The 23,771-nt window shown below is 63.6% G+C and carries 21 protein-coding genes; 7 read left to right on the top strand and 14 right to left on the bottom strand.

The features are described from left to right. Positions 1 to 81: 81 nt before the first annotated feature. The 6 genes from OK352_RS12940 to OK352_RS12915 form a co-directional block, all read right to left on the bottom strand. Positions 82 to 1,761 (bottom strand): HNH endonuclease signature motif containing protein, encoded by a 1,680-nt coding sequence (locus OK352_RS12940; RefSeq protein WP_265141900.1) that lies wholly within the window; start codon positions 1,759 to 1,761, stop codon positions 82 to 84. 234 nt (positions 1,762 to 1,995) lie between these two features. Continuing rightward, complete coding sequence (locus OK352_RS12935) at positions 1,996 to 2,829, bottom strand: MBL fold metallo-hydrolase (RefSeq protein WP_265141899.1); 834 nt, start codon at positions 2,827 to 2,829, stop codon at positions 1,996 to 1,998. Positions 2,830 to 3,035: 206 nt separating this feature from the next. Further along, positions 3,036 to 6,110, bottom strand: coding sequence for a glycoside hydrolase family 2 TIM barrel-domain containing protein (locus OK352_RS12930; protein WP_265141898.1), 3,075 nt, complete (start codon positions 6,108 to 6,110; stop codon positions 3,036 to 3,038). Continuing rightward, a complete protein-coding gene (locus OK352_RS12925; protein ID WP_372338109.1) occupies positions 6,110 to 7,021 on the bottom strand; it encodes a carbohydrate ABC transporter permease in 912 nt (303 codons plus the stop codon). The genes OK352_RS12930 and OK352_RS12925 overlap by 1 nt, the downstream gene beginning before the upstream one ends. After that, positions 7,018 to 7,962, bottom strand: coding sequence for a carbohydrate ABC transporter permease (locus tag OK352_RS12920; protein ID WP_265141897.1), 945 nt, complete (start codon positions 7,960 to 7,962; stop codon positions 7,018 to 7,020). The genes OK352_RS12925 and OK352_RS12920 overlap by 4 nt, the downstream gene beginning before the upstream one ends. After that, positions 7,959 to 9,299, bottom strand: a complete 1,341-nt coding sequence (locus OK352_RS12915; protein WP_265141896.1) for an ABC transporter substrate-binding protein — start codon at positions 9,297 to 9,299, stop codon at positions 7,959 to 7,961. The genes OK352_RS12920 and OK352_RS12915 overlap by 4 nt, the downstream gene beginning before the upstream one ends. Before the next feature lie 153 nt (positions 9,300 to 9,452). Between OK352_RS12915 and OK352_RS12910 the strand changes: the two genes are divergently transcribed. Beyond that, the gene (locus OK352_RS12910; protein WP_265141894.1) at positions 9,453 to 10,073 is read left to right on the top strand and encodes a TetR/AcrR family transcriptional regulator; all 621 of its coding nucleotides are present in this window, start codon (positions 9,453 to 9,455) and stop codon (positions 10,071 to 10,073) included. Between the two features lie 63 nt (positions 10,074 to 10,136). Continuing rightward, positions 10,137 to 11,564 (top strand): mechanosensitive ion channel family protein, encoded by a 1,428-nt coding sequence (locus OK352_RS12905; protein WP_265141893.1) that lies wholly within the window; start codon positions 10,137 to 10,139, stop codon positions 11,562 to 11,564. Between the two features lie 90 nt (positions 11,565 to 11,654). On the opposite strand, the gene OK352_RS12900 is transcribed toward OK352_RS12905, so the two are convergent. Then, entirely contained in the window at positions 11,655 to 13,079 is a 1,425-nt protein-coding gene (locus OK352_RS12900; protein ID WP_265141892.1) for a GntP family permease, read from the bottom strand. Between the two features lie 282 nt (positions 13,080 to 13,361). Between OK352_RS12900 and OK352_RS12895 the strand changes: the two genes are divergently transcribed. After that, positions 13,362 to 14,297, top strand: coding sequence for a sugar phosphate isomerase/epimerase family protein (locus OK352_RS12895; RefSeq protein ID WP_265141891.1), 936 nt, complete (start codon positions 13,362 to 13,364; stop codon positions 14,295 to 14,297). Positions 14,298 to 14,318: 21 nt separating this feature from the next. After that, positions 14,319 to 15,281 (top strand): 3-hydroxyacyl-CoA dehydrogenase family protein, encoded by a 963-nt coding sequence (locus tag OK352_RS12890; protein WP_265141890.1) that lies wholly within the window; start codon positions 14,319 to 14,321, stop codon positions 15,279 to 15,281. Between the two features lie 77 nt (positions 15,282 to 15,358). Here the strand turns inward: OK352_RS12890 and OK352_RS12885 are convergent, their stop codons facing one another. Genes OK352_RS12885 through OK352_RS12870 form a run of 4 tightly spaced genes read right to left on the bottom strand, consistent with a single transcriptional unit; the run spans position 15,359 to position 19,128 of the window. Next, on the bottom strand, positions 15,359 to 16,093 hold the full coding sequence (locus tag OK352_RS12885) for a GntR family transcriptional regulator (protein ID WP_265141889.1): 735 nt from the start codon (positions 16,091 to 16,093) through the stop codon (positions 15,359 to 15,361). 17 nt (positions 16,094 to 16,110) lie between these two features. Beyond that, positions 16,111 to 16,902, bottom strand: a complete 792-nt coding sequence (locus OK352_RS12880) for a triose-phosphate isomerase family protein (protein ID WP_265141888.1) — start codon at positions 16,900 to 16,902, stop codon at positions 16,111 to 16,113. Between the two features lie 4 nt (positions 16,903 to 16,906). Beyond that, on the bottom strand, positions 16,907 to 17,368 hold the full coding sequence (locus OK352_RS12875; RefSeq protein ID WP_265141887.1) for a ribose-5-phosphate isomerase: 462 nt from the start codon (positions 17,366 to 17,368) through the stop codon (positions 16,907 to 16,909). 2 nt (positions 17,369 to 17,370) lie between these two features. Then, positions 17,371 to 19,128, bottom strand: coding sequence for a dihydroxyacetone kinase family protein (locus OK352_RS12870; protein ID WP_265141885.1), 1,758 nt, complete (start codon positions 19,126 to 19,128; stop codon positions 17,371 to 17,373). Between the two features lie 103 nt (positions 19,129 to 19,231). On the opposite strand from OK352_RS12870, the gene OK352_RS12865 reads away from it, so the two are divergent. Beyond that, the gene (locus OK352_RS12865) at positions 19,232 to 19,684 is read left to right on the top strand and encodes a DUF7715 family protein (protein WP_265141884.1); all 453 of its coding nucleotides are present in this window, start codon (positions 19,232 to 19,234) and stop codon (positions 19,682 to 19,684) included. A 47-nt stretch (positions 19,685 to 19,731) separates the two neighbouring features. Then, positions 19,732 to 20,109, top strand: coding sequence for a nuclear transport factor 2 family protein (locus tag OK352_RS12860; protein ID WP_265141883.1), 378 nt, complete (start codon positions 19,732 to 19,734; stop codon positions 20,107 to 20,109). A gap of 48 nt (positions 20,110 to 20,157) precedes the next feature. Here OK352_RS12860 and OK352_RS12855 read toward each other — a convergent pair whose 3' ends face one another. Next, on the bottom strand, positions 20,158 to 21,621 hold the full coding sequence (locus OK352_RS12855; RefSeq protein ID WP_372338111.1) for an MDR family MFS transporter: 1,464 nt from the start codon (positions 21,619 to 21,621) through the stop codon (positions 20,158 to 20,160). 321 nt (positions 21,622 to 21,942) lie between these two features. After that, entirely contained in the window at positions 21,943 to 22,509 is a 567-nt protein-coding gene (locus OK352_RS12850; RefSeq protein WP_265141881.1) for a dihydrofolate reductase family protein, read from the bottom strand. Between the two features lie 92 nt (positions 22,510 to 22,601). Here OK352_RS12850 and OK352_RS12845 point away from each other — a divergent pair, with 92 nt between their 5' ends. Next, positions 22,602 to 23,222 (top strand): TetR-like C-terminal domain-containing protein, encoded by a 621-nt coding sequence (locus OK352_RS12845; protein ID WP_265141880.1) that lies wholly within the window; start codon positions 22,602 to 22,604, stop codon positions 23,220 to 23,222. Positions 23,223 to 23,260: 38 nt separating this feature from the next. On the opposite strand, the gene OK352_RS12840 is transcribed toward OK352_RS12845, so the two are convergent. Next, a complete protein-coding gene (locus OK352_RS12840; protein ID WP_265141879.1) occupies positions 23,261 to 23,704 on the bottom strand; it encodes a DUF2185 domain-containing protein in 444 nt (147 codons plus the stop codon). Positions 23,705 to 23,771: the final 67 nt, after the last annotated feature.

Below are 23,771 nucleotides of genomic sequence, written 5' to 3'. Positions count from 1 at the left end.
CGGCGTCATCCAAGGCAGATTCACAGTCAGCGGTGCATGCGGCCTGATGCCAGACGGGCAACAGGTGTCGAGAAGACGGCCCTATTCTCGGGTGACGATGTAGGAGAATCCTGCGGGTGATGTCCATCGCACGCGTCCGTCGGGGAGTCTTGTGGGTGTCCACTTTGTGGCGTGTTTCAGCGTGTGGTGTCGTTTACACAGCAGGTGTAGGTTCTGTGTTGTGGACTTTCCGCCGTCTTCCCACGCCACAATGTGGTCGATATCGCAGTACGTCACGGGCGCATCGCACTCGAGGAAGTCGCACGTGACATCACGCAACCGGATCGCGCGTTTCATCTTCTCGCTCAACCGGTACTTATTCGGATCCGTGTACCGGTACGCGCCGGAGACCGGGTCCGTAAGAACACGAGTAAAGCTTGTCGCCTGCCCGACGAGCATATTCGCCGTCTCCGGATCGATCGGCCCATACCCGGCGAGCTCCGCCGGTTCAGAACTACGCCCAATCAACGACAAAGCCGGAACCGTAACCACAACACCCGGACGCAACGCAGCAAGCTGCGCACGCGACAACGTCACAGTGCCCGTGTCGTCCGTCGTGCCCGTGTGGTCCTTGGTGTCAGCGGAGCCTGCAGTTTTCGTCGTTCGGATATCGTCGGAACGGTCAACCGAGCCGGGAGTTGCCGCCTCGACCTCGGTTGCAGTGCGAGCTCCGGTGACGACGTCATCATCGGCTGTGCCTTTGGTGGAGTCTTCGTCTGCCGTCATGCCGCCTGCCGCTACGTCGCCTGTCTCGCCCGTGACGTCGTCGGACTCGCCCGTGACGTCGTCGGTGGGAGTGCTCGCCGTCACATCACCGAGTGGCGTGCGCGTGTCGTCGCTCGGACACGTTGGCGAGCCGGTGGCGCTGGTGGCGCGGATTCCGGTGATCCCGGCATCGGCGACGAGATCTGCCTGAATTTGTGACAGTGTCCGAGGATCCCCCGCGGCACGAAGCGCACGGGCGCGGGTGGCTGACTGTTCCATGATCGAGGTGGTCACATCGGCGGAGTGATAGAGGCTGAGGTAGGCCATGCCGTCTTCTGCCGGGTCGTGTTCAACCCGCCGGTCTGCGAAGGCCTCGTCTTTGCGGATCTGGATGGACTCGGGGTGCAGCTTCTCTCGCAGCTTTCGTGCCGTCTGCGTGAATCGGGTCGGAGTCTGTGTGCGCGCGGCTCCGACCAGAGCCGAATCGAACTCGGCCCGTGCCTCCGCAGGAACTGACCACGCCTGACGTGCGGCGGTGCGAGCATGCTGGTAGCTGGTGAACCCAACGCGAAGAGCATCCATCAGCTGCGGAAGGTCGTCGACCAGTGTGATGGCCTCGTGAATCATCGTCGCGGCAACACGATCGGTCACGCCGATCTTCGTCGCCACTTCTGCGGCGAAGGAACGTTCCATCGCCTGATCATCGGTGATGCGGGCAGAAGAAGACCCGGATGGGGAATGCGCCAACACTGCGTCACGCAAACGCACATACGTGTCGTGCGCCCGATACAGATTCTCAACGAAGAACGCCTGGGCGCGCTGTGCTCGATCGTAGGTTTCCCCCAGCAGGTCAATGCCCGCTGCGAGCGCGTCGCCGAACTCAGGTGCCGGGGATGCTGATTCGTCCTCGGCCTCCACAGCATCCCGGATCATCCAATACTCACTGCCGAGACCGTCGCCGCTGTCTCCCATCGGCAACGGACTCGATGTCAGTGAACACCAGTCCCGCGAATCCATGCGTCAAGCATACCGAAAGTCGAACATAAAAACTAGTCTTAACAGTAAAATTTTCGAAGAAATGTACGAGTATTTAGCGGGCCGAATGTGCCAAAATCCTCGGTGCGGTGCGGTGCGGTGCGGTGCGGTGCGGTGCGGTGCGGTGCGGTGCGGTGCGGTGCGGTGCGGTGCGGTGCGGTGCGGTGCGGTCCCCATGGTCGCATCTGGGCAGGTCTGCGCCAGCGAAGACGTGCGTCACGTCAGATGGTCGTTCGCCCCACTCGTCCACGCGATGTAGCGGTCCGCCGAACGCGCAACGATCGCGGCAGCATCCGGACCCGCCTGCGCGCCGAAATTGTTGAACAGAACGTCGAAGCTGTAATGCTGCACGTGGTCGGCCATGCGCCGGATGACAGCGGGTGAGAGAGGGATGCGGTTGGGGTAGCTCCGCAGGAATGTGACGTTTCCATCGGGCGTGGGGAAGATGGCGTCGCCCGCAAGAAGAACGCCTTTCCCGGCCGCTCCGTCTGCCCAATGCGCGATCGTGCTGCCGGGGAAATGCCCGCCGATCTGACCGAGGTGGATGCCGGGAAGCAGGTCGAACGGCAGGCTCCAGGTGCGGACAGCATCCGGGCGATGCCCGAGCCACCCGGCATCGGCCTCGGCGACCCAGATCACCGCGTCATCGAAAGCGGCGCTCCACGCCGACTGCACACCGTACATATGCGGATGGCTCGCCACAATATGCCGGATGCCACCCAGGCCACGCACCGTGTCGATCGCTGCATCGTCGACGAGACCCGGAACGTCAAAAAGCAGGTTCCCCTCATCCGTCTGCACGAGCATGCCCTGCTGGTCGATGCCGACACCGGGCGCCTGAATACCCCAGAGCCGGTCATCGACCTGAGTAATCTCAACCGAGTGGCCGGTGTCGCGCAGTTTGTCCAGCGTCGTCCAGCGCTGCCCGGTCGCGGGGACGTACTGGCGTTCGTCTTCGCAGATCGGGCACTGCGCGGGAGGCGTCACGGCGGGGGAATACTCGACGCCGCACGTCGCGCAGAGCCAGAGAGGCGGATGCTGGTCGCTCATGATCTCAGTGTCGCGCACAACCTTTGGGCTGTCACCCATCGGGCAAGAACTCGGGCTCGGGTGCGCACAAATTCGGAGATCCGGGCGACGCACCGTGCGAAACAGCCTGTTCGGCGGCGTGTCGCTGGATTTTTCCGGTTGAACGCACGGCCTCGGGTGTGCAGGCCTGCAGGCTTTCCGCCGTGCAAACCTGCACACCCACACTGCTACACCTGCGTGAAACGGAGCGTGATCGTGCGGGCTTCCGGGCGCAGCAGGAAGTCGGGCCACACGTCCGGCCCGCAGGCGCGCGAGCCGAGGCCGTTCTGCGCCGCGTCGACGTACAGGTACGTCGCGCCCGTCTCCGGCAGCTCGTGCGGGTGTCGCGCAACGTCGAGCTGCTGCGCCGTGTTGCGCGTGAGGGTGAAGCCCGGTCGCCGACCGCTCGCGTCTGCCGCAGCATCCATGCGTAGCCAGTCACCGTCATCACGCTGCACGGTGAGCGAACGCAGATCGCTGCGGTGCCCGGTCTCTTGCGGACGCGAGTAGTCGACAGTCAGATCGTCGAGCACCGCCTCGAAGCGACCAACGCGTGCCGCATGCCTGCTGTCCGGATACGACTCGAGTGGGCCCGTGCCGAACCAGGACGCGCTCTCGACGTCGCCCGGCAGATCGAAGCGCAGCCCGACGCGCGGCCACACGAGGTCCCAGCCCGCTGTCGGAACGATGTCAGCGCGCAGCCACAGCTCACCGTCGACGAGCTGCCAGCGCTCATCCGTCACGACGGAGTCGCGCGAGTTCGCGGCAGCCCAGCGGCGGCGTACGTGAACAGCATCCTCGCCCGTTCGAACCAGCTCGACACGCGACGTCAGTCGGTCGAGACCGGCCTCGCGCCAGATGGTGTCGTAGGCGGGTGCCGGTTCGCCGTTGCCATTGTTCAGCCACGGGTCGATGCGCTCATACGACCCGCGCCCCTGCCCCCGATCGTTGTCCGTCGGGCCGCGCCAGAGCTCCAGTCGCGGGCTCGACACCTGCTGCCCGGCCATCGAGACAAGTTCGCCGTGCTCGAACCGAGCCGGCCCGAGGGTGAGCACGTCGGCGACGTTGGTCGGCTCATCGCCGACAACGGCACTGGATGCTGTCAGCCGCGGCGCCGCGAGACCGGCGCGCTGTGGCGCCAGGTTGAGTTGCGCGAACACGATGCTGTGCCCCGCGGGCGCCCACACGGCATCGTCGCGCAGCACGGCCCAGGCGGTCAGCCACGCTTCGCCGTCAGCGGGGACGTCGATCGCCGGCAGTGCGACAGACTCCGCCGCCCCCGCTGCAACCGGCTCCACTTGGGCAGTGCCCGCTGCGGTCTCGACGCCATCGGCCTCGACGCGCCAGCGAAACTCGAGGTCCGCGGTGTCGGCCGTGTGCCGCCGGTTCGTGACGGTCAGCACGACGGAGTTCGCGGCAGCATCCGCCCCCGTGTGCGCTCGTGTCAGCGTGAGCTGCACCGGTGCAACAACCTGCTTGTACTCGTGCAGCCCCGGCGACGGTGTGCCCGTCGAGAGCACCATGCCATCCATGACGAAGTTGCCGTCGTGCACCACTTCGCCGAAGTCTCCGCCGTAGCCGAAGTACTCGGTGCCGTCAGCATCCTGAGTCCGCAGTCCGTGATCGCGCCACTCCCACACGAAGCCGCCATGCAGCCGCGGATGCTGCCACACGAGGTCCTCGTACTGGTCGATCGCGCCGGGACCGTTGCCCATCGCGTGAATGTACTCGCACAGGATGAACGGCTTCGTGCGCTGCCTCGCCGATTCCGGCGCTGTGCAGCCGAGCAGCAGCGAGCGCGAATCATCGCGTCCGATCGCATCGGTCTCGGGCACGGACGAATACATGCGCGAGTAGACGTCGGTGTACGCACCGGTGTAATCGCCCTCGTAGTGCACGGGCCGCTCTGGGTCTCGGTCATGCGCCCACGCCGACATGGCGGCGAGGTTCTGGCCCGTTCCCGATTCGTTGCCGAGCGACCACATGATGATCGACGGGTGGTTCTTGTCGCGCTCGATTGTGCGCTCGATGCGGTCGAGGTACGCGTCGCGCCATGCGGGGTCATCGCTCGGGTTGCCGACCCAGCCGCCGTGCTCAAAGCCGTGCGTCTCGAGGTCGCACTCGAGGATCACCCAGAAGCCCAGCTCGTCAGCGATGTCGAGAACACGTGGATGCGGCGGGTAATGACTCGTGCGGATCGCATTGACGTTGTACTGCTTCATCAGGGCGAGGTCGGCGCGCGTCCACTCCTCATCGAAGACGCGACCGCGGTCGGGGTGCGTCTCGTGCCGGTTGACCCCGTGGAACACGACGCGCTCGCCGTTGACGAGAAACTGATCCCCCTCGATGCGCACCGTGCGGAACCCGAGGCGTAGCGAGACGGTCTCTGCCGCGCTCGACACGGTCGCGTCATAGAGGCGCGGGGTCTCGGCGGTCCAGGGCGCGACAGCATCCACGTTCACCGGTGCGACGTCACGGTGACTCGTCCACTCGACGTCGACGCCCAGCTCGGGCACGCTCAGCCGCACCGGAAACGCCGAATCGGGAGCCGTCAGCTCCGGCGTGATCACGCCAGAACCGTCGTCGCCGAAGCCGGCGCGCAGCCACACATCGTCCAGGCCGCCCGCGGGACGCGCCTGCAGCGTGACATCGCGGAAGATACCCGGAAGCCACCACTGATCCTGGTCTTCGACGTAGCTGGCGGCCGACCACTGGTGCACGCGCGCCGCTATGGTGTTCTCGCCCGCGGCAACAGCTTCCGTCACGTCGAATTCCTGCGCGAGCCGTGACCCGCTCCCGACACCGATCTCGACACCGTTCACCCATACTTTGTAGCGCGACTCGACGCCGTCGAACCGCAGCAGAATGCGCTCGGCATCCGTCCACGACTCCGGCACGTCGAACGTGCGGCGGTAGTCGCCGGTCGGGTTCTCATCGGGCACGTTCGGAGCATCGATCGGAAACGGAAACTGCACGTTCGTGTAGATCGGAGCGCCGTAGCGTCCGTCGCCCTGCAACACCCAGTGAGAAGGCACGCGGATGCTGTCCCACGACGAATCATCGAACGAGACTGCCGCGACATCGTCTGCGCCTTCGCCCGCGGGCAGTGCGCTCACGGAGCCGGGCTCACCGGGCGCTCCGGGCAACAGGCGGAAGCGCCAGTCGCCGTTCAGCGACAGCGTCGGCGCATCCGTGTGCAGCCACGACCGCGCAGGCGAACGTGTGCCGGATCCGGGACCCGTGTCCGTGAGATACGTCGTCATTACTTGACAGCTCCTTCTGTGAGGCCGCCGCGCCAGAAGCGCTGCAGCACGATCATCGCAATGGCAAGAGGGATCACCGAGAGCAGAACGCCGCCCGTTGTGAGCTCGTAGAACTCCGGGAGGCGGTCGACCTGGCTCAGCCAGTTGTTGAGTCCCAGGGTGATGGGATACAGCTTCGAGTCTGACAGCATCACGAGCGGCAGGAAGTAGTTGTTCCAGATCGCGACGAGCTGAAAGAGAAACACCGTCACGAGCGCCGGGGTCAGAATGCGCAGACCCACCGTGTGGAAGATGCGGATCTCACCAGCGCCGTCGATGCGCGCAGCCTCCAACAGTGCATCGTCGACCGTCGCCTGCGCGTAGATGCGACACAGGAACAGCCCAAATGGTGACACGAGGGACGGGATGAGCACACTCCAGTACGTGTTCGCCATGCCCAGCTGGCTGAACAGCAGGAACAGCGGCAGCGCTGTCGCCGTCGCGGGGACCAGCACGCCGCCGAGAATCGTTCCGAACACGAGGTTGTTCCCGCGGAACCGGTACTTCGCCAGCGCGTACCCGCCTGCCGCAGCGAAGTAGGTGGCGAGCAGCGCGCCCACACCCGCGTACAGAATCGAGTTGGCAAACCAGCGAACGAAGATCCCGCCGTCATAGGTGAGAACTTGGCTCAGGTTGTCCCACAGGGCAAAGGTGGGTGCGAACCAGAAGCCATACGTCGAGAAGAGGTCTTCCGTCGTCTTGGTCGCCGCCACGAGCACCCAGTACACCGGGACAATGAAATACAGGGCGACGATCACGAGAATCGCGGTGACGATGATCGTCGAGGAACGCCGTCTGCCCGCTGCGCGGCTCGAGGTCATGCCCGGCTTCGCTGCCGTTAGCTGTGATGTCTTCGGAGCTGTCGTCGTCATTTGCTCTTCCTGTTCGTAAGGCGGAGGAACGCGAACGAGAGAATGAACGCGACGACCGCGATGAGCACCGCCTGCGCAGCGGCGACGTTGTAGTCGTTGTAGGCGAATGCCGTCGTGTACGCCGACAGGTTCGGCGTGTATTGGCTGTCGATCGCGGGTGCGACGGTCTGCAGCACCTGCGGCTCCGCGAAGAGCTGCAGGGTTCCGATGATCGAGAACACGGTAGTCAGCACCAGTGCGGGGGTGATGAGGGGAATTTGGATGCTGCGCGCGATGCGCCAGGCACCGGCGCCGTCCACGCGTGCCGCCTCATACAGCTCGCCGGGGATCGCCTTGAGCTGCGCGATGATGATGAGCATGTTGTAGCCGGTGTAGCTCCACGTGACGATGTTCGCGATCGACCAGAGCACGCTGCCGGCGCCGAGGAAGTCGACGTCTATGCCCACCCAGCTGGCGACATCAACGACCGGGCTGAGGCCGGGGACGTACAGGAATGACCACAGGATCGTCGCGATGACGCCGGGCACTCCATAGGGCATGAAGTAGGCGGCTCGGAAGAGCGCGGGCCAGCGGGCGGATGCTGATTCCAGAAGCAGCGCGAGAACGGTCGCCGCCACGATCATCACCGGTACCTGCACGATTCCGAAGAGGAACATGCGCCCGATCGATGCGGTGAAATTGCCATCGGCGAGCGCGAGGGCGTAATTGTCGAACCAGGCGAACTGGCTTGTCACACCCTGTTCGCCGAAGAGCCCGCTGCGCTTCACCGTCGTAAAGCTGGAGCCGATGGCAACGATGATCGGCAGGATGAACGTGAAGATGAACAGCAGAAGGAACGGGCTGAGCAGAAGCCACGGAGCCCGCGCAGTGGCGGTGGTACGGCTGGCCTTCGGCGACGAGGCTGCCTCTGGCGTTGTCACGCGTTCTGTCGTGGTGCTCATGCCTTCGCCTTCCTGATGTTGAGGCCCTTGTGTGTGAAGGCCTCGATGATCTCTTTCTCGGCGTATGCGACAGCATCCACGAGCGTCCCGCCCGATGCCTTGCGACGAAAGCCATCGGAGAGGATGTTGAATGACTGCTGCGTCACGGGCCACCACGACCAGTCGGGGTTCTGCTGCTGGGTTGCGGGAACGAAGACGTCCTCGTTGTAGTTCTGCCCGCCGAAGAAGTCCGAGGGCTTCTGCCGCTCGGCGCCGATGTAGTCGGCCGCGGGCGACCAACCGATGCCGGAGTGCTCGATGAGGGCGTCGATCGCCTCCTTGTCTGTGCACATCCACACGGCGAACTCGAGTGCCTCCTTGGGATGCTTGCTGTTCGCGAGCACCGCGGCCGTCGATCCGCCCTGATAGCTGGAACCGTAACCGGTGTCGCCCCACGTGGGCATCGGCGACACTCGCCACTTGCCCTCGCCGCCCGCGACGCCCTTCACGAGTGCGTCACCCCAGCTGGCCGTCGTCACCGAGGCGAGCTTCTCATCGGCGGCCGCGGCGAACCAGGCGGGGGAGAACGGAATGTAGCTTGTGGTGACGAGGTCGTCGTCGATCGCCTTGTCGAAGAACCGGGCGACGTTCAGCGTCGCCTCGTCCGTCATGTTGATCTCCCACCCGTCGTCGCCTGGCCTGAACCATTGCGCCCCTGCTTGCGTGGCGAACGAGCAGAACGGGCTCGCATCAGAGATCGGGAAGCAGTCGAGGTAGACATTCTGGCCGCGCAGCTCTTTCGCGAGCTCAGCCCAGTCATCCCAGGTTGTCGGTGGTTCGGCACCAACGGATTCGTACAATGCCGGCTGATAGAAGGTGGCCATGGGGCCGGAGTCCTGGGGGATTCCGTACACGCTCCCGGTGAATGTCACCTGATCCCACAGCGTTTTATCGAACTTCGACGCGTGCTGGTCTGCCCCGTATCGCGAGAGATCGACGAGCCCGTTCACGAGCATGAACTCGGGGATCGTGCGCATCTCCACCTGTGCGAGATCCGGCCCGCCTCCCGCAGCGAGAGCGGAGTACATCTTCTGGTATCCGCCCTTGTTGCCACCGGGAATCCATACGGCTTCGACCTGCACGTTCGGGTTCTTGGCGTTCCAGATATCGGCGACCTTCTGCAGGTCTTTGAGCCAGGCCCAGTACGTGAGGGTGATCTTCTCGCCGTTCGCGGCCGGGGCGATAGTCGGCTGTGCGTTGACGGAGGTCGTGCCTGGCGTCGCGCAGCCGGCCAACAGTCCGACCGCGGCGCTGCCGAGCCCGAGGCTGAGCAGCTGTCGTCGTGTGACTGGTGTCATGCGTTCTCCACTTCGTTGTGTTGGAGCGTCTGTTCGTGAACTCAGTTCGTCGATGCCGAGTGCGGTGAAATCGGCGACGTCAGGAAAGATAACACAATTTCGAGTAACTACTCGAAATTCGTTGAAACTGATCAGACACGCTAATCTTCCGGCATGACCAATGTGGATCCTTCTCGCCGTCGCGGCCCCTACGCGAAGTCGGCTGAGCGCCGTCGGAGCATCGTGGATGCGGCGTTCGAGGTTTTCGCATCACGCGGTTATCGTGGGGGATCGCTGCAGGACGTTGCAGACAAAGTCGGGTTGAGTCAGACGAGTCTTCTGCATTACTTCCCGTCCAAGCGCGATCTGCTTGTCGCCGTGCTGAACAAGCGCGACGCCGAGGCAGACACCGGGCCTATCGGACAGATGGACGCGGACTTCGAGACGACGCTCGTCGAACAGGCGAAGTACAACGAGGGCGTGCCTGGGCTCGTCGAGCTGTATTCGGTGCTCTGCGGCGAGGCTGTGACAACCGACTATCCGGGGCGCGACTATTTCGTCTCCCGATTCGCCCGCCTGCGCGACGAGTACTCGACGGAGCTCATCGCGCTGAGAGAGCAGGGGCGGCTGAAGCCAGGCGTTGACCCCGAGCGGGCGGCCTCATCGATCGTGGCGTTGTGGGACGGCATCCAGCTGCAGTGGCTGCTTGACCCCAGCGTCGACATGGCGGCCTGTCTGAAGGACTACCTCGACAGCATCATCCTTCCGGACACTGACGGCGGGGCAGCATCCTGATCCAGCGCGCGAAACCACACGAAACTATGGCATCGTGGGCACTCGAGGAAAGGAGTCCGACGCATGGATCCTCTGCAGTCCTGGCTGACGTTCGGCATTGCCTTCGTGGTGACAGCCGTCGTGGTCACCGCCATTCTCATCGTTGTTGCTCTCGTGCTGACGCAGGTGCAGAACCGTAAACCCTTCGTGGTGCACCTGCGTGCGCGATGCAAGCTGCCCTTCCGCACGCTCATCGCCGTTGCTGCGCTCTGGGGCGTTGTTGCCGCCACGTTCCCGCTCACCGACTGGATTCCGGGGCTCGTGCACCTGTTCTCGATCATCGTGGTCGGGATCGTCGCCTGGCTGCTGGTGAGCGGCGTCTACGTGCTGGCGGATGTCTCAAACGCGAAGTATCAGGGAGCCGAAGACACCATCGCCGCGCGCCGTATGCGTACACAGATGACGATGGTGCGGCGCCTACTGATCGTCATCATCGTTGTGATTGCCCTGGGGGCGATCCTGATGACCTTCCCCGGCATCCGGACGATCGGCGCGAGTGTTCTCGCGTCAGCCGGGATTGCGAGCATTGTCGCCGGTCTCGCCGCGCAGACCGTGCTGGGCAACCTGATCGCCGGTGTGCAACTCGCCTTCAGTGACGCCGCTCGCGTCGGCGACGTTGTCGTCGTCGAAGGCGAGTGGGGGCGGATCGGCGAGATCACCCTGGCGTACGTCGTCGTCGACATCTGGGATCAGCGCCGCCTGATCGTGCCGTGCACCTACTTCACGTCGCAGCCGTTCACCAACTGGACGCGCAATGCCAGTGAGATCCTGGGCACGATCGCGTTCGACATCGACTGGCGTGTCAACATCGCCGCAATGCGCGTGAAGCTGCACGAGGTCCTTGAGAGCACTGACCTGTGGGACGGCCGCAGCGGTTCCCTGCAGATCATTGACGCGACAGGCGGGTTCGTCCGCGCACGTTCGACGGTATCGGCCGTGGATTCCGGTAAGCTCTGGGACCTGCAGTGTCTCGTACGCGAAGAGATGATTGCCTGGCTGCAGAAGACGGGTAACTTCTCGCTGCCGGTGACGCGTGTACAGATGATCGACGGCGAGGCGATGGATCGCAAGCTGGCTCGTTCCGGGCCGAAGGGCGTCGACGCCGACGCCGAGCGCGACAACTCGGGAATGTTCTCCGGATCCCCGGAGGCTGAAGCACGCGGCAGCATGTTCACGGGAGCGATCGCCATTCAAGAGCGCGAGCAGGAGGCCGAGGACGAGCGAGCGGCTGCTGAGCGCGAGGAGCAGGAGCGTGCAGCGCGTGCTGCTGGAGCGCCCCCGACGGAGCCGCAGCCGGTGGACCCGTCGTTGAACGAGCGTCCGACTCCGGGCTGGCAGCAGGTCCCGCCGCCGCGTCCGCCGCTGCCGGCTCAGGATGCTGGTCAGCAGCCTCCCGCGCAGGGTCCCCCTTCCCAGGGGTCTGTCGCGGACTCGCGCGATTCGCTTGAATAATCATTACGTCCGGCTTCCTGCGCACGCGGAGGGCGAGAGTCGAGTCACGCGACTCTCGCCCTCCGCGTGAGGCCTCCGCAGGGACTGCTCTTAGATTCCGACGGCAGACACGATGGCGTAGAGAGCCCAGGCGATCGCGAAGGCAAGGAAGCCGACGGCCGTAGAGATCACGCTCCACGACTTCAGGGCGTCCTTGGTTGACAGGGTGAGGAAGCGGCTGACCAGCCAGAAGCCCGAGTCGTTCACGTGTGAGAACGAGATTCCGCCCGCACCGAGCGCGACGACGATCAGCGCGAGTTGCAGCGGACTCTGACCTCCGGTTGCAGCAACGGCGGGCGCAAGGAGGCCGGCAGCGGTGGTTGTGGCGACGGTCGCTGACCCTTGAGCGACGCGCATGACGACAGCGATGAGGAAGCCTGCCACGATCAGCGGCAGACCGAACGAGTTGAAGATGTCCGCGAGGGCGCCTCCGATCCCCGTGGCAGTGAGCACCCCGCCGAACATGCCCCCAGCGCCGGTGATCAGAATGATCGAGCAGACGGGGGCGAGTGCATCGTCGACGATGGTCTCGATGGCTCCGCCGATCTTGTCTTTCGCGGGAATGACAACCAGCACGATCATGGCGACGATCGACGTGATGAGGAGGGCGATCGGTGTCGCCCCGATGGCGGTGAGGACAGGGAACCACCATTCGTCGCCGCTCACGGTCCCGTTCGTCTGCAGTGCAGCGGCACCGGTGTTCAGAGTGATGAGTATGAGCGGCAGAAGGAGCATCATGAGGACGGTGCTGAACTTTGGCAGAGTTACGCCCTCTTTCGCGAAGTCTCGAGGGCTGCCGAGGAAATTCGGAACGGGAAACTCAGGGAAGCGGCGTGCGATGACGAGAGCGAGCCGATATCCGGCGAGGTACCACACGGGTATGGCAATGAGGACGCTCGTGAGGACGACGAGGCCGACGTCCACGCCCATGATGCCTGATGCCGCCGTCGGGCCTGGGTGAGGGGGCACAAGCGCGTGCATGGTGAGGAACGCGCCAGTCGAGGGCAGAGCATAGAGCAGCAGGCCGCCCTTCAGCCGTCGTGCCACCTGGTAGATGATCGGCAGCATGACGATGAAGCCTGCGTCGAGGAAGATCGGAAACGCAAAGAGAAAGGACGCGAGCGATAGTGCGAATGGTGCTTTCCTGTCGCCGAAGCGGCGTATGAGACTTTCAGCGAGCACCTGTGCGCCGCCCGAGATCTCGATGATGCGCCCGAGTACGGCGCCGAAGCCGATCAGTAGGGCGACGCCTCCGAGCGTTTCGCCGAACGGGCCGGTCACGGTGTCGAGCAGATCGGTGGCCGAGACCCCGGCGGCGAGTGCCGTCAGGATGCTCACGATGACGAGTGAGTAGAAGGCGTGTAATCGCACTTTGATGATGAGAATCAGAAGGACAGCGATGGCGATGGCCGCGATGGCAAGAAGCACGGGCACAGAGCGCGTGGTCTCGACCGCAGCGTCGAGCGCAATATTCATGGAGTGAGTTCCTTGGGGGAGTGAGTCCGTCGGTGTGACGGTTCAGCTGGACAGGGACAGAGCAACGAATGCGCCCACGCGGTGTCTCGTGTGAACGCACAGGTGAGTGTGATTTCCAAGGGGCATTCGCATCTCCTTTGTTGCGAGGTGTGGAACCAAACATCCTAGAGCCTATAGGATATGTGGAAAAGACGATAGGGTGTTGAGGGGAAGTCAGGAGGGTTCCCGTCGACCCTCTGTCCACCCGGTACGCTCGAACACCCCGATCCGCAATGGAGCACTATGTCAGACACGGCACCATTCACTGCAGACACCTGGCCGATTGCCACGTGCCTGCACGGTTTCCCACCCATCGACAGGAATGGTGTCGCCATGCACGATGCCGCGCCCGAGGTCTGGGACGACATGTTCACCCAGATTGAGGATGTGGGTTTCAGCCTTGCAGAGCTTGCGGACAGTCACGTTCGTCCGGCAGACCTGACGTCATCGCGGCGTGACGAGTTTCTCTCGATCGCCCGGGCTCACGGGGTCGGCATCCCCTCCGTTCACCTGCAGCGGCAGAGCGTGATCATGGCTGGCCACGAAGAGCGCAATCTTGAGTACGCACATCGCACGATCGATGCCGCAGCTGAGTGGGGCATGGAGGTGTTCTCGACCGGCCTTCATCAGCCGTTCAACGACGCGCAGAAAAAGGCGCTCTGGTTCTGGACGGCGCAGGGCCCGACGGATCCAGACGACCCCGAGGTGTGGAACGCTGCCGTCACTCGCCTGCGTGAGCTTGGACGGCACGCGGCTGATGTCGGGCTTCGGATGTCGCTTGAACTCTACGAAGACACCTACCTTGGCACGGCAGACAGCGCCGTTCGCCTCGTCGAAGAGATCGGGCTCGACAACGTCGGCCTCAACCCCGACGTCGCCAACCTCATACGACTGCATCGTCCCGTTGAAGACTGGCGTGAGCTGTTCGCAAAGACGCTTCCATATGCCAACTACATGCACGTCAAGAACTACACGCGGGACGAGGCCTCAGATCTCAGCTGGTCAACGTCCGTCCCGTCGACGATGGAGGCGGGACTTATCAATTACCGTCAGGTCTTCCGCGATGCCATTGCGCTCGGCTTCGACGGAATCATTCTCATGGAACAGTACGGCGGCGACAGTCTCGGCGTCTGCGCCACAAACCAGAAGTACGTCCGCACGCTGCTGCCTCGCGCATAGCACGGTAAGGAGAGACACATTATGTCCACACAAACCATCGCCGTTGTCGGTTCGGGATACATGGGCGGCGGCATCGCTCAGGTCTTGGCGCTTTCGGGCGCGACCGTCCGCATCGCCGACATCTCTGAAGAGATCGCACGGAAGAACTACGAGCGCCTCATCGATGAGGCGAGACAGTTCGTCGCCGACGATCTCTTCCCCGCCGACGCCGTCGAGCGCATCGAGGCGAACGTCGAGCCCGCGGCGTCCATTGAAGATGCCGTCGCCGATGCCGATTTCATCGAGGAGGCCGTCCCCGAGAAGATCGAGATCAAGCACGACACGCTGCGCCGCATCAGTGCCGCTGCTCGTCCCGACGCCGTCATCGGCTCGAACACCTCGACGATTCTCATCGGGTCGCTTGCCGAAGCAGTGTCCAAACCCGAGCGATTCCTCGGCGTGCACTTCTCGAATCCAGCACCGTTCATCCCCGGCGTTGAGCTGATCCCGCACGAGACGACGAAGGAAACGGCGATCGAGACCGCCGAGGAGCTCGTCGCGGCCACGGGGAAAGAGACGGCACGTGTCAAAGACTCGACAGGCTTCGTCCTCAATCGACTGCAGTACGCGCTCTTCCACGAGGCAACGCAGATCGTTGAAGAGGGAATCGCTACGCCGGAAGACATCGACACGATCGTGCGCACGACATTTGGGTTCCGCCTGCCCGTGTTTGGCCCATTCGCCATCGCCGACATGGCCGGGCTCGACGTGTACTCCTTCTGTTACGCCTCGCTGCAGACGCGGTGGCCCGAACGTTTCGCCACGCCTGAATCGCTGAAGGAACTCGTCGACGCAGGCAAATTCGGCACTAAGTCGGGCGCAGGTTACTTGGACGTTCCGGCGGAACGCACACCAGAGCTCGTGGCGTACCGCAACAAGGCATATGTCGCGATCAAGAAGCTCATGGACGATCTGGGACCCGCACCCATTCACCCGACCAGCTGAGCTCTGAGGTGCGCCACGGGGCGCGGGGCATGAACGTGGGGCGATTGCCGGGAGTACGGACGTTCGATCGGATGCTGTCAGCGCGCCGTGTTCGACGCCTGGCGTGCGGCATCGCGCCGAGATCTTTCGCGCACCTTATCGATGTGCTCGCGCATGGCCTGCGCCGCAGCATCCGGGCTCACCGTGAGCGCATCGAGGACTGCACGGTGTTCCGTGACCGCCTCGAGGGCATCGCTCACACCTGTCTTCACGGTCTGGCGCATTCGGTGCACGCGCGTTGAAATCGCCTCGGACATGTCTAAGAGGAACGGATTGCGCGCTCCTTCGAAGATGAGATGGTGAAAGTTCCAGTCGACGGCGAAATACTCGCGAATGAGTTCGACGGGCATCTCGCCGCTCCCCGGTGAGTTCTGCACGCGCTCCATGACGGTGGTGTGGTCCGCGAGGGCGTCTTCGAGAACAGGGATCAGGGTTTCAGGCGTCCGCGCCGCGAGAGCAGTGGCTCCGCTCTCGAGCACCACCCGAGCGTCGAAGAGGGCCTCCAGCTGATCGTCGGCGATGGGCGGAGCGACCCGGTACCCCTTATGTGCCTCGCGTGTGACAAGACCTGTGCGCTCGAGTTGGACGAGAGCCTCGCGAACTGGCGTCGGCGAGACGTTGAGGTCGCGGGCGATCGCATCGATCGATAGACGTGTTCCTGCCTCGATCGACGAGCTCATGAGCATATCGAGAACTAGGTCGTACACACGATCGCGCAACCCACGCCGCTCCAGTGACGTCGTCGCGGCTGGGGAAAATATGGTTTCAGCCATGACTGGTCTCCGCAGGGTCAGATGATCGAGGGCGCGCCGCCGCTTAACAGCTTACGCGCCTCATCGAGAATCGTGCGGAGAGCCGTGGGGTCATGGGCCAGTCGCCCGAGAAACACGCCGTCAACCGTGTCGCCGACGCTCGTCAGGAGCCCCGGTCCTGCGCTGCCCCCGTAGACGACACGTGACTCCGAGAAGTCCGCCAGCGAGTGAACATGCTCGCGCAGCTGGCCGCACACTGCTCGAATAACGTCGGAGGATGCTGGTTTATCTGCGCCGATTGCCCACACCGGTTCGTAGGCGACGACGATGCGTCCCGTTCGCCTCCTTTCGCGAGCGACTGCGAGCGCGTCGTCGAGTTGGCGGATGCATTCGGCTGCAGCATCCGCCGGGTCCTGAGGTGTCGACTCTCCAACGCAGAGCATGGGTGAGAGGCCGTTGCGCAGCGCAGCGTCGGTTTTCAACCGAACAACGTGATCGGTGTCACCGAACAGACGGCGTCGTTCCGCATGGCCGACTTCGGCCAGCGTGCAGCCGAGCTCGGCGATCTGTGTGCCCGAGACTTCACCGGTGTAGGCACCGGTGTCCTCCGTCGCGAGATCCTGTGCGCCGACCGAAGCCAGCCCATCGAGGATCTCACGCGCCGCCGGGATCGACAGATAGGAGGGAATGACGAAAAGCTCAGCTTCTCCGTCTGACACCGCTGGATGATTCCGGGCGATGTCGGCGACGGCGTGGCACCACTCGATGGTGCGAGCGTGACTGAAGTACATCTTGAGGCTGACACCGATCAGGTACGGAGAAGCGGACATCGCCCTAGTCGCCTTCGTACGCGCAGATCTCCTGCACCTTCTCGTTCGACGCACTCGATGTGTCGAACTCGTACGTCAGCCACTCGCGTGCATTGCGACGTGCCAGCTCACGGCCGACCACGCGCTGGCCCATGCACAGCACCTGTGCGTCGTTCGACAGCACGCTGCGCTCAACCGAGTAGCTGTCGTGCGCGGTGACGGCGCGAATGCCTTTCACCTTATTCGCGGCAATCGCGACCCCGAGGCCGGTGCCGCAGATCAATATCGCGCGGTCGGCGTCACCACGCGCGATCAGCTCTGCAGCCGTTGTCGCGATTGTTGGGTAGTTCGTGTGCCCGTCGGCGTCCACTCCGACATCGGTGACTGACGAAACGCGATCGTTCGCTTCGAGGTCGGCCTTGATCGCTTCCTTGTAATCGAATCCTGCGTCGTCAGACCCGACGACAACGCGCCATGCCTTTGCCATGATCACTCCTTCTTTTTAGGGTTTCTGTAATGGTCATCGTGAAGCTGGTGCCCGATCGTGTCGACGATCAGGGCGAGCGAAACCGCACCCGGGTCGGTGACGCCGACAGCCTTCGCTCCGTGAGCACGAGCGCGTCCGATGCTGGGCACGAGGTCAGCGGTCTTGTCGGCCGCGCTCTTCGCGACGGTGCTCGCGTCAGCCCAGGCGTCGGCGAGCGATGCCCCCTCGCCGACGAGCCCGGCGAGGGTGTCGGCGAACGGCACGAGGGCGTCGACCATCGTCTTGTCGCCAACCTTCGCCTTCCCGTACGCCATGACTGCATCCGTGGCGGCAGTGACGCCGTCGCTCACTGTCGCTGCATCCGGAGCGGCACTGTCGCCGAATGCGGTGCCGACCGTTCGGAGAATCACGCCCCAGAGCGCGCCGGACGTGCCGCCAGCTCGGTCGGACCACGCGTCAGCCGCGCGCTCCAGAAGCGTCTGAGCTCCGCCGCCCCTCTCAGCCACAGTTGCCGCTTCTTCCGCGGCCGCACGTGCTCCTCGCTTCATGCCGATGCCGTGGTCGCCATCGCCGGCCACCGCGTCGATGTGTCCGAGTTCCTCGGCGTTGTCATCGATGACCTCGCGCACGCTCTCGAGGATCACTGCGAGTCGCTCGGCCGCGCGACGGGATTCCGCAGACGCGTCGGGGATGGCGGTTTCGACGTCGTCATCAGCGGTCGTTTCGACGGCGTGGAGACGTGACTCGTCGAACGCCCCTCGGCGGAACGCCGGAGTATCAGTTGGGGCAATCCAGAGCGACTCGAGTTCGTCGTCGAGCCAGAAGAGCGTGAGCGACACGCCCGCCATGTCGAAGCTCGTGCAGAACTCACCGACCTGCGGGTCGACGACGGTAAGACCGGCTTCCTCGAGAAGATCAGCGATGCGGCTGAAGACGACGAAGAGCTCTTCGCTCTTCACCGATCCGAGACCGTTGAGGATCGGGACGACGCGCGCCCCGTCACGGGCGACGCCGTCGGGAACCTCTGCATCCGCGAGCAGATGCTCGATGAACAAGCCGGCGAGGCCAGCGGCGGTGGGGATGTCCGTCTCGTCGATTCCCGGCTCGCCGTGGATCCCGAGACCGATCGCCATGCGCCCCTCGGGAACGGTGAACAGGGGCTCGTCAGCACCGGGTAGTGTGCAGCCGGTGAAAGCGACGCCCATGGAGCGAGTACGCGTATTCGCGAGCGTTGCCACACGTTCGACGCCTTCGAGATCGTAGCCTGCCGATGCCGCCGCTCCCGCAGTTTTGAAGACGGTGAGATCGCCGGCGATGCCTCGGCGCTTCTCGTGCTCGTGCGGTTGAGCGCTGAAGATGTCATCGGTGACAGTCACTGTGCGACAGTCGATTCCGTCATTGCGTACGGCCTCCTGAGCGGCCGAGAAATGCAGAACGTCACCGGCATAATTGCCGTAGCTCAGGAGGACACCCTTCCCCTGATCGCTTGCGCGGATGACGGACTCCACCTGGTGTGCCGAAGGCGAGGCGAAGAGATTGCCCATAGCTGCCCCATGGGCGAGGCCCGGGCCCACAAGCCCGGCGAATGCGGGGTAATGTCCGGAGCCACCGCCGATCACGACTGCCGTCTCCGGTTCTGCCGACTGAGTTGATCGCGAGACCCCTCCGTGCACTTTACGCACCCAGCGGCCGTTCGCGCGGACGAAGCCCTCCACCATTTCGTCGGCGAAATCAGCCGGTTCGTTCCAGAGCCGAGTCATTGCATGTCTCCTCGTCGTCGAGCTCAATCACATCCAGGTATTCCTATAGGATATTGGAAAATTGAGGAGCGTGCACGGTCTGAGACGGGATGCTCAGGAAGGCATGTCGGTGGTCGACCCTATGGTCGATGACGTGCCGGATCTTCCATCCGAATGGCGGGAGAAGATCATGAAAGTACTCATCGCGACCACGGAGCTTCAGGGGCTGGATTCCGAGGATTTCAGCCGGACGGTTCCCGGAGAACTCGTCGTTGATGTCGGTCCCTGTCAAGACGCGACGGCGACCGACGACTGGAGCTGCGCGTGCTCACGCAGTTTCGTGGGAGTCTCGTCTGGACAGCTGACGACGACGGCCAAGGTCGTCGACGGCATCGCTGTTGACGGTGACGGCTATCGGGCCGCCGTGATGCAGGGGCTGAAACATTGGTGCTGCCCGGACTGCGCGCGCGACATTGCACGCCTCTCGCTGTCGATCGCACATCAGTGGGATGTCGGGACAGTGCTGGAGCGCTCGCGCAGCACCATACGTGCGCGGGAGCACCGCATGCTGAGCTGATCGTCGCGCTGTCGACAGTGGAGCCGTCCAGTTGTTACCGTGACGGCATGGCTGAGAGCGGAAGCATCAGAGAAGAACTGCTGGCGGCAGAGCATCGCGGATGGCGTTCCCTGTGCGAGGGCACGGGCGACGCGTTTTACGGCGCGATCATGACGGCTGACGGCGAAATGGTTCTCGCCGGTGGATTCGCCCTCGACCGCGACGGCGTGATTGCGTCGCTGAGAGATGCCCCGCGATGGGAGAGCTACAGCATCAGTGGCGAGCGGCTCATCTCGCTGTCGGAGGGAACCTGGGCGCTAGTGTACGTCGGTTGTGCGTCGCGCGGGCCCGATGTGGAGTTTCGCGCACTCATGTCGAGCACGTATGTCCATCTCAACGGAGAGTGGAGGCTCGCCCTGTATCAGCAGACTCCCATCGAGTCCTGAGCCAGGGCGAGCCTCCCTCGCGTCCTCTCAGACGCGGTCGTGCATCGCTTACTCGACGACGCCGATCGTCTCCGTCGGTGACGTTTCCGAGGGCTCGACGCTCTCCGGGCCCTCGGTGCCGTCGTCCTGCGGCTTCTTCACGAGGAAGGCGCCGATGATCGCGAACGAGAAGATGATCGCACCGGCGAGGAAGGCGGCACGAACACCGCTCGCCACACTCGCATCGTCGGCAACACCATCGGCCATGAGCCCGGTGGACACGGTGGCCATCACCGTCACGAAAAGCGCAGTTCCTGCAGCACCTGCCACCTGCTGGACGGTGCCAACGATTGCGCTTGCGTGCGAGTACAAGTGCGGACGGACCGACCCCATGCTCGAGGTGAACAGCGGCGTGAAGAGGAACGACAGGCCGAGGCTCAGCACGAGGTGTGCCCCCAGAATGAAGAACGGTGATGTCGACGCGGATACCGTCATTGCGAGCGTCCACAGCACGGCTGCCACGATGATCGTTCCGGGAACAAGCAGCGGCTTCGTCCCGACCCGGTCGTACATGCGGCCGACGAACGGACCCATGACGCCCATGAGTAGTCCGCCAGGCAGAACGAGCAGTCCGATGAACAGTGGCTCAAGGTGCAGGGCCTGCTGTAGGTAGATGGGCAGGAGGATGATGGTTCCGAAGAGACCCATCATGGCCACGACCATCATGACGACAGAGGTTGAGAAGTTCTTCGATGAGAACGTGCGGGTGTCGAGCAGTGCATCGTCCTTCTTCTCGAGGCGCTTCTGCATGAAGACGAAGATGACCAGAGCGACCACAGCGACGGCGATGGTGACCCACACAGAGGTGGGAGTACCTTGCGGGTTTTCGCCGTCTCCGCTGCCGATGTTACTCAGGCCGTAGACGAGCGAACCAAATCCGATGGCCGAGACGATGATGGACGGCACGCTGATCGGAAGCTTGCGCGGTTCATTCACGTTGGTGATGAACTTCGTTCCGACAACGAGCATGGTGAGGGCGATCGGCAGGACGATGATGAACATCCAGCGCCAGCCAAGTGAATCGAGGATGATTCCCGAGACGGTGGGGCCGATCGCAGGGGCGACGGACATGACGATCGACACATTGCCCATCGTCTTTCCCCGTGATGCCGGAGGAACGAGTGTCATGATCGTCGTCATGAGCAGCGGCATCATGATCGCGGTGCCCGAGGCCTGCACGACGCGTGCGCCCAGCAGCATCCAGAATCCTGGTGCGACCGCGGCCAGTGCCGTGCCGAGGGTGAAGAGCGACATCGCGGCGATGAAGACCTGCCGTGTCGTGAACCGCTGCAGCAGGAACCCAGTGATGGGGATCACCACGGCCATGGTGAGCATGAACGCCGTCGTCAGCCACTGAGCGAGGCGTGCCGAAATGTTGAGGTCGTGCATCAGATCGGTGAGAGCGACGCTCATGATCGTCTCATTGAGGATCACGACGAATGCAGCGCCGAGAAGCAGCCAGATCACCTTCATGTGAGCAGGCAGGGTTGTGGCTCCGGACTCTGGCGCGGGGACAGAGGTGCGGTCAGTCAAGAGTGTTCCGTTCGTTGTGTGCGGGCGCAGTGAAGCGCAAAAGGCGAGAGGATCGTGCGACGTGGAATCGCGGCAATGAGAGAAGTAACCGTGCGCTGAGCCGAACTATTCCACCATCGAATTGCCGGTTTGGCAAGATTTTTCAGATTAACATTCGCGAAAGTCCGTTCGGCACCAGGGGCGACGCAGTGACGGTACCCATCGGTACAGCACGCTCACTCCGCCAGGTCTGGGATTCGATGGTGCGCGGCAGTGCGGAATTCATCGGTGATCCTTCTGGGCGGGACGGTATGCGGTGAAGACAACTCCGTCGGCGAACGACTGCGAGTCGATGAGCTGAAGCCTTGGCATCTGCGTGCCCACGGGGAAGAGCCTGCGGCCGCGCCCCTGCACGACGGGGTACGTGAACAATCGGTACTCGTCGACGAGACCGGCGTCGATCAGCGCGTGCGTGAGCTGGATGCTGCCGGTGCACACGATATTCTTTCCCGGCTGATTTTTGAGAGAGCGAATCTGCTCGATCGGATCCGTGCTCACCACCGTGGTGTTCTGCCACGCTGGGTCTCCGATCGTCGTCGACACCACGTACTTCTGCACGGTATTCAAATAGTCAGAGACTCCCAGGGCGTCGTCAACCTGGTGCGGCCAGAAGCCGCGGAAGTCCTCGAACGTCTGTCGGCCGAGGAGGCAGGCGTCGGCATCCTGATCTTGTCGAGCGTTGAGTGCTTGGTACGCGGGGTCGGGATCGGCAATGGGATCGAACCAGTCGTCGAGCATCTCGATGGAGCCGTCGAGCGTGATGTTCTGCGTGACAGCGAGCAATCGCATAGCGCGGCCTCCGTGCGTTTCGAGTGACATGTGGACGGTGTGAACACCTAAGATGTAAACACCGTACACATGACTCGAATGAGGAATCAAGGGTGTCGTCGAAAGATTCATACCATCACGGCAATCTGCGAGCAGAGCTGATCGAGGCGGCGCTCGCCGCGGCTCGTCGCTCCGGGCCAGATGCCATCGTGCTGCGCAGCATCACGCGGCAGCTTCGCGTGTCGCCGAACGCCGCCTACCGGCACTTCGCCGATCGGCAGGCTCTGATCGACGCCGTCGCCGAGTCGATCCAGAGCAAGATGGCGGCCGCGATGCACGAGCGGATGCTGTCAATCGAAGCGGGCCCACCCGATGAGCGTGCCCGAGCGCAGCTCCGTGCTGTCGGGCTCGGGTATATCGGCTTCGCACGAGCGGAGCCCGGCTGGTTCGACACAGCCTTCTTCGGAGTCCGGGACGGCAGTGAGACGGTGACGGGTGACCTGTCAGCGCGAGTCCCGCCGCCGTTTGAGCTGCTGATTGACGCCCTCGACGCGCTTGTGGCGGCGGGAGCTCTCAGCCAGACGCGACGCGTGGGTGCTGAATGGGCGTGCTGGAGTGCCGTTCACGGCTTTGCCCAGCTGGTCCTTCATGGCCCGCTGTCGGCACTCGATGACACAACTGTCACGATGTTCGCCGAGCGCACCGTCGACGACATCATCACGGGCATCCACTGATCGGCCTGCTTCAGCGGTGACCTGTCGCGGGGAGAGCCTCAGAGCCGATCATCGTCCCTGAGGTCGTCGATGGCGTCCACGGCATCCACGTCGAATTCTTCCCAGTCTTCATCGCTGTCGATGTCGTCGTATTCCAGGTTTTCGTCGTCATCATCATCGGCGTCGGCGAAGTCGTCTGTGTCGTCGATGCGCACCAGCCGAGTGCCGGGCTCGGCATCCAGATAGTCGACGATCGCGTCATCGATGTTCGCGATCTCGTTCACATCGAAGACGCCGATATGGCGGTCGTCGTCGAGATACTCCTGGGTCTCGTCGCCGGAGAGGAATCTCCAGCCGCTGTCACCGTCGCCCTCGGGATCCTCGCGATACATGTATCCAACGGCGCGGCCGGAGACCGTGACTTGGTCAGAGACCACAGCCGTGCCGTAGCCGGGCGCGAGATCTTCGATCTCATCGTTCGCCAGCACATACTTCTTGGGCATGCTCATCCTCCGCTGCGATCAAGAATGGCCCACAGGGCGCCGACAAACAAGACCCGTGCCCGAACTG

It is taken from the genome of Microbacterium sp. MPKO10 (assembly GCF_026107415.2).
In the GTDB taxonomy this organism is placed as follows: domain Bacteria; phylum Actinomycetota; class Actinomycetes; order Actinomycetales; family Microbacteriaceae; genus Paramicrobacterium.
Note: the sequence above shows the minus strand (reverse complement) of the source record. Positions and strands in the feature narration are given on the sequence as shown.